The organism is Planktomarina temperata RCA23, assembly GCF_000738435.1.
Classification (GTDB): Bacteria; Pseudomonadota; Alphaproteobacteria; order Rhodobacterales; family Rhodobacteraceae; genus Planktomarina; species Planktomarina temperata.
In genome coordinates, this window is sequence record NZ_CP003984.1 from 2,177,896 (window position 1) to 2,194,792 (window position 16,897).

17 protein-coding genes are annotated in these 16,897 nt (G+C 56.2%); 3 read left to right on the forward strand and 14 right to left on the reverse strand.

Features of this window, described 5'->3' with window-relative positions; genetic code table 11:
• The first annotated feature begins 31 nt into the window (after positions 1-31).
• A complete protein-coding gene (locus tag RCA23_RS10385) occupies positions 32-1,075 on the forward strand; it encodes an ABC transporter substrate-binding protein (protein WP_052377135.1) in 1,044 nt (347 codons plus the stop codon).
• Between the two features lie 193 nt (positions 1,076-1,268).
• Here the strand turns inward: RCA23_RS10385 and RCA23_RS10390 are convergent, their stop codons facing one another.
• From RCA23_RS10390 to RCA23_RS10420, 7 genes are all read right to left on the reverse strand, one after another.
• Positions 1,269-2,351 carry an ABC transporter ATP-binding protein gene (locus RCA23_RS10390; protein WP_044050256.1) on the reverse strand — a complete coding sequence of 361 codons (1,083 nt, stop codon included), beginning with the start codon at positions 2,349-2,351 and terminating at the stop codon, positions 1,269-1,271.
• Positions 2,348-3,160 (reverse strand): ABC transporter permease subunit, encoded by an 813-nt coding sequence (locus RCA23_RS10395; RefSeq protein WP_044051489.1) that lies wholly within the window; start codon positions 3,158-3,160, stop codon positions 2,348-2,350. The genes RCA23_RS10390 and RCA23_RS10395 overlap by 4 nt, the downstream gene beginning before the upstream one ends.
• Entirely contained in the window at positions 3,160-3,993 is an 834-nt protein-coding gene (locus RCA23_RS10400; protein WP_052377136.1) for an ABC transporter permease, read from the reverse strand. The genes RCA23_RS10395 and RCA23_RS10400 overlap by 1 nt, the downstream gene beginning before the upstream one ends.
• A 45-nt stretch (positions 3,994-4,038) precedes the next feature.
• Complete coding sequence (locus tag RCA23_RS10405; protein WP_169701392.1) at positions 4,039-5,238, reverse strand: aromatic ring-hydroxylating oxygenase subunit alpha; 1,200 nt, start codon at positions 5,236-5,238, stop codon at positions 4,039-4,041.
• A gap of 111 nt (positions 5,239-5,349) precedes the next feature.
• Positions 5,350-6,666, reverse strand: coding sequence for a TRAP transporter large permease (locus tag RCA23_RS10410; protein WP_044050259.1), 1,317 nt, complete (start codon positions 6,664-6,666; stop codon positions 5,350-5,352).
• On the reverse strand, positions 6,663-7,244 hold the full coding sequence (locus RCA23_RS10415; protein ID WP_044050260.1) for a TRAP transporter small permease: 582 nt from the start codon (positions 7,242-7,244) through the stop codon (positions 6,663-6,665). The genes RCA23_RS10410 and RCA23_RS10415 overlap by 4 nt, the downstream gene beginning before the upstream one ends.
• A 74-nt stretch (positions 7,245-7,318) precedes the next feature.
• Positions 7,319-8,347 (reverse strand): TRAP transporter substrate-binding protein, encoded by a 1,029-nt coding sequence (locus RCA23_RS10420; protein ID WP_044050261.1) that lies wholly within the window; start codon positions 8,345-8,347, stop codon positions 7,319-7,321.
• A 307-nt stretch (positions 8,348-8,654) separates the two neighbouring features.
• Between RCA23_RS10420 and RCA23_RS10425 the strand changes: the two genes are divergently transcribed.
• Positions 8,655-9,467 (forward strand): phytanoyl-CoA dioxygenase family protein, encoded by an 813-nt coding sequence (locus RCA23_RS10425; protein WP_044050262.1) that lies wholly within the window; start codon positions 8,655-8,657, stop codon positions 9,465-9,467.
• Between the two features lie 19 nt (positions 9,468-9,486).
• On the opposite strand, the gene RCA23_RS10430 is transcribed toward RCA23_RS10425, so the two are convergent.
• The 7 genes from RCA23_RS10430 to paaZ are packed head-to-tail and all read right to left on the reverse strand — an operon-like array spanning position 9,487 to position 16,021.
• On the reverse strand, positions 9,487-10,554 hold the full coding sequence (locus tag RCA23_RS10430) for a 2Fe-2S iron-sulfur cluster-binding protein (protein WP_044050263.1): 1,068 nt from the start codon (positions 10,552-10,554) through the stop codon (positions 9,487-9,489).
• 12 nt (positions 10,555-10,566) lie between these two features.
• Positions 10,567-11,055 (reverse strand): 1,2-phenylacetyl-CoA epoxidase subunit PaaD, encoded by a 489-nt coding sequence (paaD, locus tag RCA23_RS10435; RefSeq protein WP_044050264.1) that lies wholly within the window; start codon positions 11,053-11,055, stop codon positions 10,567-10,569.
• Positions 11,049-11,801, reverse strand: coding sequence for a 1,2-phenylacetyl-CoA epoxidase subunit PaaC (gene paaC / locus RCA23_RS10440; protein ID WP_044050265.1), 753 nt, complete (start codon positions 11,799-11,801; stop codon positions 11,049-11,051). Before paaC ends, paaD begins: the two co-directional genes overlap by 7 nt.
• Complete coding sequence (gene paaB, locus RCA23_RS10445) at positions 11,801-12,091, reverse strand: 1,2-phenylacetyl-CoA epoxidase subunit PaaB (protein ID WP_044050266.1); 291 nt, start codon at positions 12,089-12,091, stop codon at positions 11,801-11,803. The genes paaC and paaB overlap by 1 nt, the downstream gene beginning before the upstream one ends.
• A gap of 20 nt (positions 12,092-12,111) precedes the next feature.
• Positions 12,112-13,104, reverse strand: coding sequence for a 1,2-phenylacetyl-CoA epoxidase subunit PaaA (gene paaA, locus RCA23_RS10450; protein WP_044050267.1), 993 nt, complete (start codon positions 13,102-13,104; stop codon positions 12,112-12,114).
• A 50-nt stretch (positions 13,105-13,154) separates the two neighbouring features.
• The gene (locus RCA23_RS10455) at positions 13,155-13,976 is read right to left on the reverse strand and encodes a hypothetical protein (RefSeq protein ID WP_044050268.1); all 822 of its coding nucleotides are present in this window, start codon (positions 13,974-13,976) and stop codon (positions 13,155-13,157) included.
• Complete coding sequence (paaZ, locus tag RCA23_RS10460; protein ID WP_268870326.1) at positions 13,973-16,021, reverse strand: phenylacetic acid degradation bifunctional protein PaaZ; 2,049 nt, start codon at positions 16,019-16,021, stop codon at positions 13,973-13,975. Before paaZ ends, RCA23_RS10455 begins: the two co-directional genes overlap by 4 nt.
• A gap of 89 nt (positions 16,022-16,110) precedes the next feature.
• On the opposite strand from paaZ, the gene paaG reads away from it, so the two are divergent.
• On the forward strand, positions 16,111-16,896 hold the full coding sequence (paaG, locus tag RCA23_RS10465) for a 2-(1,2-epoxy-1,2-dihydrophenyl)acetyl-CoA isomerase PaaG (RefSeq protein ID WP_044050269.1): 786 nt from the start codon (positions 16,111-16,113) through the stop codon (positions 16,894-16,896).
• Position 16,897 lies beyond the last annotated feature (1 nt).

The following is a 16,897-nucleotide window of genomic DNA, read 5'->3' on the forward strand; positions in this document are numbered from 1 at the left end:
TCACGGCGGTTTGCCGACAAGGAGATAAATTATGAACCTGAAGAAAATTCTGCTGGCCACAACGGCCGCAACGCTTGTCAGTGGCGCCGCTATGGCGGCCGATGACGGCCTGGTTGTTCTCGATTGGTCTGGCTATGAAGACGAAGGATTCTTCCAGAAATATATCGCACAGCATGGCGATGCGCCAACCTACTCCTTCTTTGGTGAGGAAGAGGAAGCTTTCCAGAAACTGCGTGCGGGTTTCAGAGCGGATGTCTCACACCCGTGCAGCCAATCTGTATCAAAATGGTTAGAAGCCGGCCTACTTGAGCCGCTTGATACTTCACGGATTGACCTTTGGGATGATGTGAACGCGGAGATGAAAGAAGCCTTCAAATTTGATGGCGCATATTACCTTTTGCCGATGGATTGGGGCACAACCGCTTTGACCTATCGTACGGATATGGTCGATATGGCGAAAATGGACAGCCTGGCTGTTTTCCTTGATCCCGCCTACGCAGGCCGGATTGCTTTGCCGGACAATGTCGATGATATCTACGCCTTGGGCTATTTGGCCAATGGCGTCACCGATTGGACCAAAGCCACCGATGCCGATTTTGAAGCGGCCTCTACGTGGCTGCGCCAAGCGCATCAAAATGTACGGGCCTATTGGGCCGATGGCGCGGAGTTGGCGCAGCTGATGGGCAGCGGTGAGGTTGTTGTCTCTTGGGCCTGGAGCGAAACGCCTGCAACCATGGCCGGCGAGGGCCTGCCGGTTGAAGCCAACCGCTCCACAAAGGAAGGCTCTTCGAGCTGGTTCTGCGGCTATGTGAATTTGGCAAATGGACCCAACCCAGAAGACAAAATGTATGACTTCTTCAACGCATGGATGGACCCCGGCTCGGCGGAATATATCGTTTCGGAATGGGGCTATGGCCATGGCAACCAAACAGCCATGGCGGCCATTGGCCCCGAAGGTCTGGCCGAGGCCGGCCTTGGCCCAGTGGAGGTCCCAGTCCTGGCGCAGGTGCCAATGAACCAAGCATTGCGTGAAAAAATGATCGCTGAATTCGAGAAGATCAAAGCAGGCTTCTAAAAGACTTGGCCCGGTGGCAACACCGGGCTGCGCCTGCCTGCCCCCCGGCAGGCGCATTCACCATCTCAATATACGGGTATGTATGGTTATTGCTCCAGCATTCCGGTGATTTCACCACCGCACACATGCGCCCGCCCAGGCAGGCGCTGCCCTCATTTCGTGTTGAAATGGCCTATGCAGTGGTCTTTTTCTGTTACCGCAACAGCAGCAGCGAAACCGGGCTCCATCCCACCCGGGCCGTATCGCCCGCTGCCAGCACCTTGCGGCCCGCGGTGTTGCGCATCGTCACGGTCACCGGCGCATCCTTTTGCGGCAGTGTCACGTCATAAAAGGTCATATCCCCGTAGTAGAAGACCTCAGACACCACAGCTTCAATTTCACGCTCAGCGGTTTGCCCCTCCGCTAAAATGGTCAACATTTCCGGGCGAATGCCAACGGATTGGCAGCCGTCGACCCCTGCGGGGGCTTGAGACAGGGGCAAGGTCAATCTGCCCAAAGATTGCACGTCCACCTCGACCGTCTCACCCGACGTAGCGCGCACCTCGGCCTCCAAAAAGTTCATCATGCCGATAAAATTGCCGACCCGCCGCGAGCTGGGCTTACCATAGAGCATCTGCGGCGTGGCCACCTGGGCGATCTTGCCGTCAAACATGACCGCAATGCGATCGGACATGGTGAGCGCCTCTTCTTGATCATGGGTCACGAGAACAAAGGTGATGCCAACGGCCCGTTGCAGCCGCCGCAATTCCGACTGCATTTGTTCGCGCATCTTTTTGTCAAGCGCCGAAAGTGGCTCATCGAGGAGCAAAACCCGCGGCTTGAGCACTAAGGCCCGTGCCAGCGCAACCCTTTGGCGTTGCCCCCCCGACAGCGCATGTGAGGCGCGGCTGTCAAAGCCTTGCAGCCCCACCATGGAAATGGCCTCCGAAACCCGCTCTTGTATCTCCGCTTTTGGCAAGCGGCGGGCCTTCAGCCCATAGGCCACATTCTCGGCCACGCTCATATGCGGAAAAATTGCGTAGCTTTGAAACACCATATTGGTCGGACGCTTATTGGCCGGCACCCCATCCATGGACTTCCCATCGATATGAAGACTACCCGCCGAGGGGGTCTCAAATCCGGCAATTGAGCGCAGCAGCGTCGTCTTTCCGCAGCCCGATGGGCCCAGGAGCGAGAAAAATTCCCCGGTGCGAATATCCAAATCTATCTGCGACAGCGCTTGAAAATCACCATACAATTTATCAACTCCACTGAGTTGAATAATGGGCTGTGTCATAGGAATCCCCCTGAATTCTCAATGCCGGTTTTCTTGAGCCCGCGCCGTCGGAAATAATCTGCGAGGAGCAGCAGGCTGATCGAAAGCACCAGCAACAATGTACCCAAGGCCATCAAACTGGGCAGTTTTTGTGGGAAGCGCAATTGCCCCCAAATATAAACTGGCAGGGTCGGCTCTGTCCCGGCCAAGAAGAAGGCGATAATAAACTCATCAAGAGAGATGGTAAAAGCAATCAACAGGCTCGCCACAATCCCCGGCATGACCAGGGGGAAAATCACCATCCAAAAGGTGTTCCATCGGGTTTGACCCAAGTCAATCGAGGCCTCTTCAAGGCTTCGATCCAAATTCATAAAGGCCGACGATAAAATCGCGATGCAAAACGGTGTGCAAATTAAGATATGCCCCAAAATAATCGTAAAGAGCGACAGTTCAAACCCAAGCTGTATGATGACAACCAAAAGCGACACGCCGATAATAATCTCGGGCAGCACCATCGGCAGCATGATAAACCCCATGATGGAGCGTCGCGCGGGAAAGGCAAAGCGGGTCGACGCCCGCGCGGCCAAGACGCCGAAGAGTGTGGAAAATATCGCCGTTGTCACCGCAATCATCAAGCTGTTGCGCACGGCCACATGCAGCGCCTCAGTCGATTGCAGCACTTCAAACCATTTTGTCGTGAAGCCTTTCAACGGAAAGGACACAATGCTGCTGTCATTGAAGGCGAAGACCGGCAAGAGAATGGCCGGTGCATAGAGAAACACAAAAAACAGCGCGACATACCATTTGAAAAAATACCCCTTGCCACGCATCATTTGGGCCCTCGCATAAATTTCCTATTCATCCAAACGAACACCAAGGTCACACATGTCACAATCGCCATGGCAGAAATGGCCAAAGCGGCCCCGAGGGGGGCATTATTGGCCTTTTTGAACTGCAACTCGATCATATTGGAAATCATTAACCCATTCGGACCGCCCACCAATCGCGGCGTGACGTAATCGCCGATGGTGGGAATGAAAACAATAATGGTCGCGGCAATGACACCGGGCATCGACAGGGGCAATGTCACGCGCAAAAACCGGCGCAGCCGATTGTCACCCAGGTCCTCTGCCGCTTCAATCAAAGAGCGATCGACCCGCTCCAGGGCCACGAAAATCGGCAAAATTGCAAAGGGCACCCAAGAATGGGCCAGAGTCAAAACCACGGCGTTTTGATTGTACAATATAAAGCTCAACGGCTGTTCAATCAGCCCAAGCCCCATGAGGCTGCCATTGACCACGCCGTTATAACCCAAGATCACCTTCCAAAGGAAAATCCGCATCAGATAGCTGGTCCAAAATGGGATGGTGATCAAAAAGATCCACATGGCCTTGCGTTTGGGCGTGACATGGAAAGAGATGAAATAGGCCACAGGATAGGCCAAAAGCACCGTTAAAGCCGTCACAAAAATTGAGATCCTGAGCGAACGGGCCATCAGATATTGATACATTGGCTCGGTCCAAGCCGCCTTGTAATTCTCAAGAGAAAAACTGCGATCTAAAGTCAGATAGCTTTGCGTCCAAAAGCTGAGCGCCAGCACCATGATCAGGGGGACCGCCAACATCAAAAGCGTAAAAACCAGCGTGGGGCTGATCAAAACCATCCCCTGAGCGCCTTCACTCCGCAGTCGTTTTCGTAATCCTGTCACCTATGCAGTCCCCTTCCCTAGAAGCGCATCATTGACCTGCGCCATTTGCCCCGGCTCGGGTGGAGCCGGCTGTCCCATCACCGGCAAAAGCCGACGCAAATGGTCGTGATAGGTTTTCACACCATACTCCAAATCAGAAAATATCACACCGTCATATGCAGAGGATTTTGTGGCCTCGCAAGACCAAACCATGAGCATCTGATCCTCTTCGGCCGTATCGCGGTCAATCCGTCCACTCAAATAGCGCGCGGCCTTCATTTCGCGGCTTTCCTCGCGCCGCCGATAGCACATCCCACGCTGCACCGTTTGCGTGGCAGACTGGGGCACTTCTTGATAATAGATGACACTGTCGGGATAGAGGCCGAGGACGAAATTAGGGAACATGCCAAAATAGATCCATTGACGCCGCTGGTGCAGCGGAAGGTGATCAGCCTCTGGCAAGATCTCGCGGTATTTTCGCACGCTCCAGCGGTGGCCATAGGCCTCATTGAATGTCCCGACCGATCGCGAGGTGCCGTTGGCGTATGGCTCGTCAAAATAGCCATCGCCATATAATTGATGCAGCCCCGGATGGGCTTGGCGCACGTGATAGCCCTCATTGTCCACATCGCGCACAGATTTCCAATTCACCGCCAAAAAATCATCCATTGAATTGCTGTCCGTGGGCACCATATTGGCCAAATCATAGGAGGCGATTTCATCATCAAACCGCGCCAGAATTTCTGCCACTGCAGGCTGTGGACCGGCTTGGAATCGAATGAAGACGAGGCCATTCCAGATTTCCATCTCCAGCGGTTTCAGACCCCATTTCTCGGCTTGCATCGGGGGAAATGTATCTCGATTGGCAATTCCGCGCAGCCCCCCGTCCAAATTATAGGCCCACCCATGATAGGGGCAGACCATCGCCTTATTGCAGACCCCGCGCGCATCCGGAACAATCCGCGATCCACGATGCCGGCATAGGTTGTGAAAGCCCCGCAAAATGCCATCATGACCGCGGATCACCAGCGCCCGCTCACCGGCCACATCAAAGGTGACATAGGCGCCAATTTCCGCCGCTTCATTCACATGGCAGACAAATTGCCAATGGGTTTTGAACAGGGTCTCACATTCCAGCTCAAACAGTTCCTGCGAAAAATAGGCCCAACCGGGCAAGCCAGAGCGGTCCCAGTCTTTTGGCAACGCGATATCTGCAGTCATGAAAGGCTCCAATCAATATCCCTTGGCATGGAACAGCGGGCGCCCAAAAATATCAACACTAATCTCACAAACCACTCGGAATTATGTCGCATTCGCCCGGTCAATTGGGCTCTAGGCCCGCAGCCAAAACAGGGTAATGGCCGGGAAGGCCACGAGCAAAATCACCCGCGCAATGTCAGAGGCCACGAAATACATCACCACCTTATAGGTCTGCGCCAAGGGCGTGCTGCGGTCCATTGCGTTGATGACAAAGAGGTTCATACCCACAGGCGGGGTAATCAGCCCCACTTCCACCACGATCAACACCAATATGCCAAACCAGATGGCGATTTGTTCTTGGCTCATGCCGAAATCAAGTTCCACGATGACCGGAAAGAAGATCGGAATGGTCAGTAAGATCATAGACAAGCTGTCCATCAAACAGCCAAACACAAGGTAAAACAGCAAAATGATACTCAGCACCACCCAGGGGCTAAACCCTTGGCTAACCACAAAGTTCGAAATTTCCTGCGGCACTTGGGTCAGGGCCAAAAACCCGTTGTAAAAACCAGCGCCAAGAATGATGAAGAAGATCATTGCGCTGGATTTTGCGGTGACAAGGAAGCTCTCAATCAGGGTGCTGCGCGTCAATCCTTTATTCATCCACGCAATGAACCCCGTACCGGCCGCCCCAACCGCCGCCCCTTCCGTGGGGGTGAACCAACCCTGATAGATACCGCCCACCACAAGGGCAAAAACCAGTAGGACCGGCCAGACTTTGAACAAGGCCGCAAAGCGATCGGCATAGGGCACTGCCGCTTTCACCCCCGCCGCTTCCGGGTGCAGTCGGACATAGATGGAAATGGCAATCACATAGCCAAGCGCCGCCAAAATCCCCGGAATGAAAGCCGCAAGAAACAGTTTAGCAATATTTTGCTCGGTTAAAATCGCATAGATCACCAAAACAATGGAGGGCGGAATCAAAATCCCCAGGGTGCCGCCGGCGGCCAAAGTGGCGGTGGAAAAGCCGCCGGAATAGCCATATTTGCGCAATTGGGGCAAAGCAACGCGCCCCATGGTCGCCGCCGTGGCGAGGGACGAGCCGCAGATCGAGCCAAACCCGGCGCAGGCACCAATGGCCGCCATAGCAATGCCGCCCTTGCGATGGCCCAAAAAGCTCTCAGCCGCTTTGAACAGGGCGCTGGACATGCCCCCCAGGGTCGCAAAATGCCCCATCAGCAAAAACATTGGCACTATCGACAAAGAATAGCTGGAAAACGTGCTGAAGGTTTCAGATTTCAACCGGGCCAGCGGCAAATTGAAACTGCCCGTAGTGAAATACAGCCCCACCAAACCCACCAAAAACATCGCAAGACCAATGGGGACCCGGATGAAAATCAAAATCAGGAGCGCCGGAAAAGAGGCCAAGCCAATCTCTAAGTTGCTCATAGGTCCAGTCCTGGTTCTTGGGACAAAATATCTTCACCACGCAGGCATTCCACCGCGCGAATACCCGCCACATAAAAAGCAATCACCGCTGTGAGAACGGCTCCGGACAGGCTGGCGGCATAGGCCCACCAAATCGGAAATTGCAGCAAAAAGGTGGTGTCGCCATAGCTCTGTTTGGACAGCATACCATTGTAAAGCTGATAGGCGATTGAGATCAGCACAATGGCAAAAATCACATCAATGCCAAGCTGCAACACCCGGTTGATCCGCATTGGCAGTTTTGCCGTAAAAATATCCACAGATGCGTGGCCTGCGGAAATTTGGCACAATGGCAGAAACGCGAAAATGGCAAAGGCCACGCCTGCCTCCACCAGTTCAAAATCGCCATTGATCGGCCCGACGCCCAAATCCAAAGCCCAAGCTGAAAGGCCGGGCATGACCGATCCGATCCAGCCGTGCAACAGCCCGTTCAAACTGCGCCCAACTACAGAAATGCAAATCAAAACAATAAGAAGAGTTAAGACCAAACCACCGCAGATCGCCATCAAGCGCGCTGCTTGCGTCGCCAAATTCCTCATGTGAATGCCCCGTCTTGCAAATAGAAAAACGCTGCGCGAAACGGCCCGCGCAGCGTTGCATGTGCTTTAGCGACTTAATTTGCGTTCATCAATGCCGTTGCTTGATCAATCATGGCTTGCCCATCGAGACCACGGCCCTTCATCTCTTCGATCCATGCCCCATAGACCGGCTGGGCCGCTTCTGCCCAGACGGCAGATTGCGCCACGTCCAAAGTGACAATACTGTTGCCACGGTTCACGGCAACATCACGGCCAGGCGTGTCATAGGCTTGCTGCGTCGTGCCGGCAAAGATGGAAAACTCAAGACCTGAGTTATCTTCGATCACCGCTTGCAGATCCGCAGGCAGGGCCGCGAATTTATCCTTGTTCATCACCAATACGAAAGTGACCGTGTAGAGCATGGGGCCGGTGAATTCCGTGTGATGTTCGACAAGCTCTGGCACTTTCAGCGCCTTTGTCACCTCCCAAGGGATGGTCGTGCCATCAATCACACCTTTGGACAATGCCTCTGGCACTGCTGGCACTGGCATGCCCACAGGGGTGGCGCCCAACTCTTTGAGCATTGCATTCACCTGGCGCGACGCGCCGCGGATCTTCATGCCGTTGAAATCCGATGGGACAGTCACAGCCTTATTGGCATGAATAACGCCAGGGCCGTGCACCCAGCCGCCCAGCACCTTAAGATTGCCAAACTCGCGCTCGGCAATATCTGCCTCCAACATTTTCCAGAATGCCGCAGAGGCCGGGCCTGCGTCATTCACCAAGAAGGGCAGCTCAAAAACTTCGGTTGATGGATAACGGCCCGGCGTATAGCCCACCACATTCCAGGTCATATCAATCACGCCATCGAGCACCTGGTCGATCAACTCAGGCGGCTTGCCACCCAATTGCATGGCCGCATAGCGGTTAATTTCGATGCGACCGCCAGAGGCTTGCTCAACATTATCAGCCCAAACATCGATAATTTTCGACGGAATCGTCGCCTGCGCGGGCAAAAAGCTTTGCAAGTTGAAGCTATAGTCTGCAGCGCCAGCCATAGTGGACATTGCAAGAGCTGCAACGGCACCGCCCAAGGTTCTGTGAATGATCGTATGAAAAGTCATGATATATCCCTGCCAATGATGAGTGGCACCACTGTAAGATAAACGGCCAACCGATCAACAAAAAAGTCTTATAACAAAAAAGTCTTATAAAAGATCTCTACATACCCGAGCCGCCAAGCCAAAACACTTTGCCCGGTGGCAACACCGGGCTGCGCGTGCCTGCCCAGGCCTTTCGTGTTGAAATGGCGTTATGCAGAGGCCCTCATTCTTAACGTTTTGGCAAAAAGCGGGGCGCGCACTGCAAACTCAGAATTGAAATTGTCACCAGCCTGTGGCAGCACAATAGAAACCAACAAGGATCTCACACATGCCCCATCCCCTCCTCACCCAAGGCGATATCGACGCCTTTCAACGCGATGGCGTGATCTTGGTGAAAGGCCTCTTTGCCGATCATGTGGAGACGCTACGGGCAGGCATTGCGCGCAACATGGACGCGCCGGGCCCCTATGCCGCCGAGAATTTGAAATCGGGCGAAGCGGGGCGGTTTTTCGATGATTATTGCAATTGGACCCGCATTCCAGAGTTTGAAACTGTTCTGCGCGAAAGCCCCGCGGCCGCCGTGGCCGCAGATCTCATGGGCACGCAGCGGGTGCAGATGTTTCACGACCATATTTTGGTGAAAGAACCCGGCACATCCAAAGCCACCCCTTGGCATCAAGACGGGCCCTATTACTTTGTGGACGGCCAGCAAAATGTGAGTTTTTGGAGCCCGCTTGATCCGGTGACCGAAGCCTCACTCCGCTGCGTTGCCGGCAGTCACAAATGGGCCAAACCCGTCTTGCCGACCCGCTGGCTGGCCGAAGAGAGTTTTTATCCCAATGAGGACGACTACATGCCCGTGCCTGACCCCGAGGCCGAAGGTATGGAGATTCGCGAATGGGCGATGGAGCCCGGCGACGCGGTGGCCTTCAATTTTGGCATTCTGCACGGGGCGCGCGGAAATGACAGCCACCAGCGCCGCAGGGCCTTTTCTTTGCGGCTTGTGGGCGATGATGCGCGCTATGTGGAGCGTCCTGGCCCGACCTCGCCACCCTTTCCCGGCCATGCGATGAAGCCGGGCCAACGGCTACGCGAGGATTGGTTTCCCGTGATTTTTGACCGCAGCGATTCCCCGGTCTGAGGCGCGGCGCACCCAAGTGCTAGACCGCGTCAAAATCCAAAACGACCAGCTCTGATCGTGGTTTAAATTGGCAGGCCAAAACGTAACCCTGTTCAATTTCCCAAGGCTCAAGCGAGAAGTTTTGCGCCATCTCTCCCTCCCCTTGGCTCAACTTGCAGCGGCAGGTCGCGCACATGCCATTGGCACAGGAATAAGGAAGCTCAAGTCCAGACTGGCTGGCCGCATCGAGCAGCATGTCATCCGCCGCCATGGCAAACCCACGCCGCGCACCATCCAGCACAACCTCAACCCGCGCGCCGCGCGCGGGTGCGGGCTTTTGAGCCGCGCTGGCAATCGGCAGCGGGCTGGACGGGGTAAAGAGCTCAAATTTAATCCGCTCGGGCGGCACGCCCAAGACTGTCAAAGCCTCGGAAGCCGCCGTGATCATCGGCTGTGGTCCGCAGATGTAAATCGCATCATAATCCATTGGGGAAATGAGCCCGCGCGTGGCCATTGTGCTCAGTTTCTCCGCATCCATGCGCCCGTTGAAGAGGGCCACATCCTGTGCCTCCTCATCCATCACATGGGTCATCAAAAACCGTGTGAGATACCTATCTTTAAGATCATCAAAGGCTTGGCGAAACATGATGCTTTCGGTGTTGCGATTGGCATAACACAGGGTAACCGTGCTATCGGCTTCGCCCTCCAACACGGATTGTGCAATGGATTTGATTGGCGTGACACCGGAGCCTGCGGCCAAAAGCAAATAATTGTGCCGCCCGCCAATTGGCGCCGTGAACCGCCCCTGCGGCGGCATAACCTGCACCACATCCCCCGGCTTCAGGCCCAAAGCAAAGCTGGAAAAAGCGCCGCCCTCAATCCGTTTGATCCCGACAGAGAGCCGCGGCGCGCCCAGTGGCGAGCAAATCGAATAGGACCGGCGCAGGTCCTGCCCATCGACCATGGCGCGCAGGGTTAAATACTGCCCCGGCTCAAAAACAAAATCATTTGCCAAGGCCGCCGGGATGTCAAAACTGAGCTCCACAGAACTGGCGGTATCGCTGCGCACGGCGCTGATGGTCAAATCATGAAATTTCAGTTTGGCCATCGCAGCCTCTCCTCAAATACATTTAAAATAATCAAAGGGCTCATGGCAGGCATTGCAGCGATACTGGGCTTTGCAAGCGGTGGAGCCAAATTCGGAGAGTTTGGACGTGTCCGTTGCGGCGCAGCGCGGGCAAGCCACTGTGATCTCGCCAAAGAGTGCGCGTTTCGACGAAGAGCCCGCCACGGGCGGCGCAATCCCATAGGCGCGAAGTTTTTCGCGCCCCTCCTCGGTGATCCAATCCGTGGTCCAAGCCGGCGCAAGGATCCGCTCAATCACAGGATCAAACCCGGCCTGCCGCAGTGCCGCCTCGATGGCCAATTCAATCGCCAACACCGCCGGGCATCCCGAATAGGTGGGGGTGACCTTGGCAATCGCCCGACCTTGATCGTCAATGTCGACAGCCCGCAATATGCCCAAGTCCGCCACGGTGACCGCGGGCACCTCGGGATCCAAAACAGCCGCTGCGGCCTCCCATGCACGGCGGGCCGGAAGCGCTACCATGTCATATCCGGAAAACTGCGCTGCATGAATTGCAGCTGCGCCAATAGGTGGCCCATGGCTTCCGTATGCAGCCCACTGCGCCCCCCCTTTTGCGCATAGACATTCTCCGGCAGGACCAGCTTGGCCGCCGCGAAGACCTGCTCAATATCCGCTTGCCACGCGGGTTGCAAAGCTTTGGTGTCGGGCAAAACGCCGGCCTCAACAGCACCGCCGGCTTCGGGATCTGCTATAAAAAATTCGCCCGTGTAGGGCGCCAAAAGCGTCACCGCTTCGGCCATACGCCGGGCACTTTCATCGGTTCCATCCCCCAGACGGATCACCCATTCCGCACAATGGCGGCGGTGATACTGCGCCTCTTTCACAGCCTTGGCGGCAATCGCCTCAAGGGTGACATCGGTTGAGCTCTCGGTCTCTTGCCAAAACAATTGCATGAAACTGGCAAAGTAAAACTGCCGCAACATGGTGTGGGCAAAATCCCCATTGGGCAGCTCACAAATCAATAGGTTTCGATAGGCCCGCTCCAATCGGCCAAAGGCCAAAGCATCCTCATCGCGCCCCGCCCCTTCCAAATCGCCCGCATAGGTGTAAAGCCCGCGCGCTTGGCCAATCAGATCCAGCGCAATATTGGGCATGGCCAGATCTTCCTCGAGCATCGGCGCATGACCGCACCACTCCGACAAGCGGTGACCCAGGATTAAGTGATCATCAGCCAAGCCGATCAAGGCGGCGACCCATGCGGCGGGCATTACATATGCCCCACATCATCTGGAATGTTGTAAAAGCTCGGGTGGCGATAGATTTTATCATCGGCCGGATCAAATAGCACGCCGCGATCTTGCGGATCAGAGGCGACAATCTGCGCCGAGGGAATAACCCAAACAGACAAGCCCTCCCCGCGGCGGGTATAGACATCCCGCGCCGCTTGCAGTGCCATTTCAGCATCTGCCGCGTGCAGCGAACCGCAGTGGCGATGCGCAAGCCCATTGCGCGGGCGGATAAACACTTCCCATAGTGGGATTTCTTCGGCTTCGCTCATCTGCTCTCTTTCCTATTGCCTCACTCGGCAGCTACTGCCACCGATTGCCGCGCGGCGCGTTTTTTTGCATGGGCAAGCGCCGCCTCGCGGACCCAAGCCCCGTCTTCCCAAGCCTTTTTGCGCGCCGCCACACGGGCTTTGTTCAACGGGCCATGCCCCTTGACCACGGCCCAAAACTCATCCCAATCAATTTCGCCATAGTCATAGCGCCCCTCCGCCTCATTCCAGGCCAGTGCCGGATCGGGAAGGCTCAAGCCCAAACGCTGCGCCTGTGGCACGGTGGCATCAACAAATTTCTGCCGCAGCTCATCATTGGTAAACCGCTTGATTTTCCAGCGGGTAGATTGATCTGAATGCTCACTCGCCCCATCGGGCGGACCAAACATCATTAAGGAGGGCCACCACCAACGGTTCAACGCATCCTGCGCCATCTCCTTTTGCGCCGGGCTTCCCTCGGCCAGTTTCAGCATGATCTCATACCCTTGCCGCTGGTGAAAACTCTCTTCCTTGCACACGCGGATCATCGCCCTTGCATAGGGCCCATAGGAGCAGCGGCACAAAGGCACCTGGTTCATAATCGCGGCCCCATCCACAAGCCAACCAATGGCGCCAATATCGGCCCAGGTTTGGGTGGGGTAATTGAATATGGAAGAATATTTTGCCCGGCCGGACACCAATTCTTCGGTCATCTGCTTGCGACTCACCCCGAGCGTTTCGGCCGCGGAATAGAGATATAAGCCATGCCCGCCCTCATCTTGCACCTTGGCCAATAGCGCCGCCTTGCGCCGCAATGTCGGTGCACGGGTGATCCAATTGCCCTCTGGCAACATGCCGACGATTTCTGAATGTGCGTGCTGCCCAATCTGACGAATCAAGGTCTTGCGATACGCCGCTGGCATAGGATCATTTGGTTCAATTTTCTCATCCGCATCAATGCGGGCTTGGAAGGCCGCCAAAAACTCTGGTGTTTCAGTGGTCTGTTCGCCAGAGCCAATCAATCCTTGTGAATACATCCATTTTCTCCCAAATGTCCGCGAAAGATTATATTACAAAAATAAATAAATCAATATTGCTTTGTAACATAAGCAAAGCGTGTCGCACAATCTGGCGTCCCGCCGCTCATCTGCACCAATTGCGGATAGAGACTGGCCAGCGCGCGATGCGCACGCGCCAAAGGCCAATCATCGAGCGGTGCCTCAATGGTAGGATAACGCAGCACCAAGCGACGCCAAAAATGCACAAGCAAAAGCCGGGTCAATCGGGCCTGCGGCACCGTCAGCACATGCCCATCAAGAGCGCCGCAGAGGCGTGCGATCACACCACAGATCTCAGCATTCAGCGCGGGAAACACCTGCCTGCGCGCCCAATCTGGAAAGGTAGACGGCGTGCTGTCAAAAATCACAAGCCTGTCGCGCCAAGGCTTCAATCCCTCTGGCATGGCCGCAGCAGGCCAACAGGCAAGCCGCGCCCCTAAAATCAAGGGCGGCTCAGCCGCGCAGTCTTTTTGCAACTCAGCCAGATCCACATCCGGCCCGATCAACCCATAGCACCAATGCTCAATGTCGCGGGGCGCCGCATAAATCTGGCGCGCGGCCCGGTGGTACTGCTCCAGACCCGCGCTTGAGAAACGATAAAACGCTTGCCGCCCCAGGCGCCGGCCCGTGACCAAACCTTCTTTGGACAGGCGCGACATGGCTGTGCGCACCGCTTGCGGCTCAATGTCTAGCGCCGCGCAGAGCTCAAGAAGCGCGGACATCGAGAGCTCGCCCCCCTCCGGTTCGCCCAACTCGCCCAAAATCGTGACAATCACCGACCATACCCGCAACCGCCCCTGGGCGTGCAGATGGTGAATCAATTGGGCAAGAGGCGCAGGTTGCTCCGTCATGCCCCTTTGGTTTCACCATATGAATTCATGGTCAACAATTCATATTCCGCCACCAAATCGCGATCTTGGTTGCGCAGGGCCACATGCCAGCGCACTTCCCCATAGGCCTCCGTGCGGCGCGTCTTGCGCTTGACTGTAAGCTGCACCGAAATGCAGTCACCCGCAACGACCGGCTTTTGAAACGACAACGCATTGAGCCCGGTATTGGCCAGCACCGGGCCAGGACTTGGCTCCACAAAAAGACCTGCGGCAAAACTGAGCAACAAATACCCATGCGCGACGCGGTCTGGAAAAAACGGATTGGCCTTGGCTGCCTCGGCATCCATATGCGCGTAAAACCGATCACCGGTAAACTCGGCAAAATGCTCAATATCGGCCAGCGTGACCTCACGCGCAGCGGTGTGAAGGGTCTCGCCAATCTGAAGCGCATCAAAACTGCGCGTAAAGGGATGCGCAGGCCCCACATGCTCCGCCGCGCCTGTCACCCAAATTCCCGTGATGGCTGAAAGCATATCCGGGCTGCCTTGAATGGCGCTGCGTTGCATAAAATGTTTCACACCGCGCAGACCGCCCAATTCCTCTGAGCCGCCCGCGCGGCCTGGCCCGCCATGCACCATATGCGGCAAGGGCGCGCCATGGCCTGTACTCTCGGCCTGAGATACCCGGTCGTTGAAATAAAGACGCCCATGAAACGCCCCCGCCCCCAAAACCACCTGCCGTGCCACCTGTGGATCATGGGTGATGACAGAGGCCACCAGCGAGCCGCCACCCTTGTTCAGCAAGGAAATTGCATGGGGCACATCGCGATAAGCCATGACCGTGGAGACCGGGCCAAAGGCCTCAATCTCATGAACGGTCTTGGCGGCATCAGGATCTGGACAGTTGAGCAGCACAGGCGACATAAATGCCCCCTCTTTGGCATCGGCCCCGCTGACCACGCAGTGCTGCGCATCGCCGAATACAACATCGCATTCCCCCGCCAGAAGCTGTAATTTGCCCCGCACATCCTCGCGTTGCGCCTGAGAGACCAAGGCGCCCATCTGCGTCTCTTTCTGAGCCGGATGGCCAATTTTCGTGGCCGCCAGCCGCTCTGACAGGGCCGCAGTCACCGCCTGCAAATGGGCCTCGGGCACCATAATGCGCCGGATAGCGGTGCATTTTTGCCCCGCTTTCGTGGTCATTTCACGGTGCACCTCGGTGATGAAGAGATCAAATTCCGCAGACCCAGGCTCTATATCCGGCCCCAGCACAGAACCATTCAAACTGTCTTGTTCCGAAGTGAAGCGCACGGCGTTTTGCAAAAGTGATGGCCGGCTGCGCAGGGCCATGGCTGTGGCAGCGCTGCCGGTGAAACCCACAGTGTCTTGCGCGTCCAGACAGTCCAAAAGATCCCCCGTGGCGCCCATGATCAGCTGAAGCGCGCCGTCGGGCAAAATTCCACTATCTGCGATCAACCGCACTACGGCTTGCGTCAGATAGCCCGTGTCACTGGCCGGTTTGACCAGACTGGGCACCCCAGCCAAAAGACTGGGAGCAAGCTTTTCCAACATGCCCCACACTGGAAAGTTGAACGCATTGATTTGCAATGAAATCCCTTGGCGCGGTGTCAAAACATGCTGGCCAAGAAAGCTGCCGTCACGGCTGAGCACCTCCAGCTCGCCATCGGGCAGAACAAACCCCTCGGGCATTTCGCGGCGCCCTTTGGACGCATAGACCAACAAGGTGCCAATGCCCCCGTCAATATCAATCTGACTGTCCGCAAGCGTGGCGCCAGTAAGGAACGACAAGTCATAGAGCGCTTTGCGATGGGCCTTGAGATGCAAGGCGAGGGCTTTGAGCATGCGCGCACGGTCGTGAAAATTCAATGCGCGCAGAGCCGGCCCCCCGTGGCTTTTGGCATAGTCCCGCATGGCCGCCACATCTGGCACCCCGCCCAGAACGCCGAGGGTCTCACCGGTGACCGCCGAGCGAACCTGCCGCCCGCTGCTGTCTGAGCGGAGCCAGTGCCCCATAGCATAGCTTGAAAAATGATCTTGATCCAACACCGGCGCACCTCTGTGTAAAACTTGGAATATTAATTGACCAAGCGGTCGGTCTATGCAAGTTATTTGTATAACCCGCATTGGAGGTCCGCATGTCCGACACGATCCTGACCCAACACACCGACGGCTGGATGCAGATCACATTGAACCGACCCGATCGGCTCAACGCCTTTAATGACGAGATGCATGCCGCCCTCAGCGCGGCGCTTGCGGAGGCAGAAAAGCCCGAGGTGCGCGCGCTATTGCTCACCGGTGCCGGGCGTGGATTTTGCGCTGGGCAAGATCTTGAGGGCCGCGATCCGCGCAGATTGGGCGGCCCCCCTGATCTGGGCCATACCCTGAGCACGCTTTACAATCCTCTGGTGCAGCGCCTGCGCTCATTGGCCAAACCTGTCGTCTGCGCTGTCAATGGCGTCGCGGCCGGGGCCGGCGCCAATATTGTATTTGGCTGCGATATTGTCCTGGCGGCCACCACGGCAAAATTTGTACAAAGCTTTGCCAAAGTTGGGCTGATCCCTGATGCGGGTGGCACCTATCATTTGGCGCAAATCTTGGGACCGCTGCGCGCCAAGGCCTGGGCCATGACCGCCACGCCCATCACAGCGCAAACCGCCCAAGACTGGGGATTGGTTTGGCAATGCTTCGACCCCGATGCGCTTTTGGAGGCTGCACAGCAGATGACCGCAGACCTGGCCAAGGGCGCGACCCTGGGTTTGGCACAGACCAAACATGCCATCCACAAAGCGGGGCAAATGGATCTCGAGGCGCATATGGCGCTTGAAGCGGAAATTCAGCGCGCCTGCGGCCAGTCGGCAGATTACCTCGAAGGCGTTACAGCCTTCCTCGACAAGCGCCCCGCACAGTATTCAGGATCCTAAA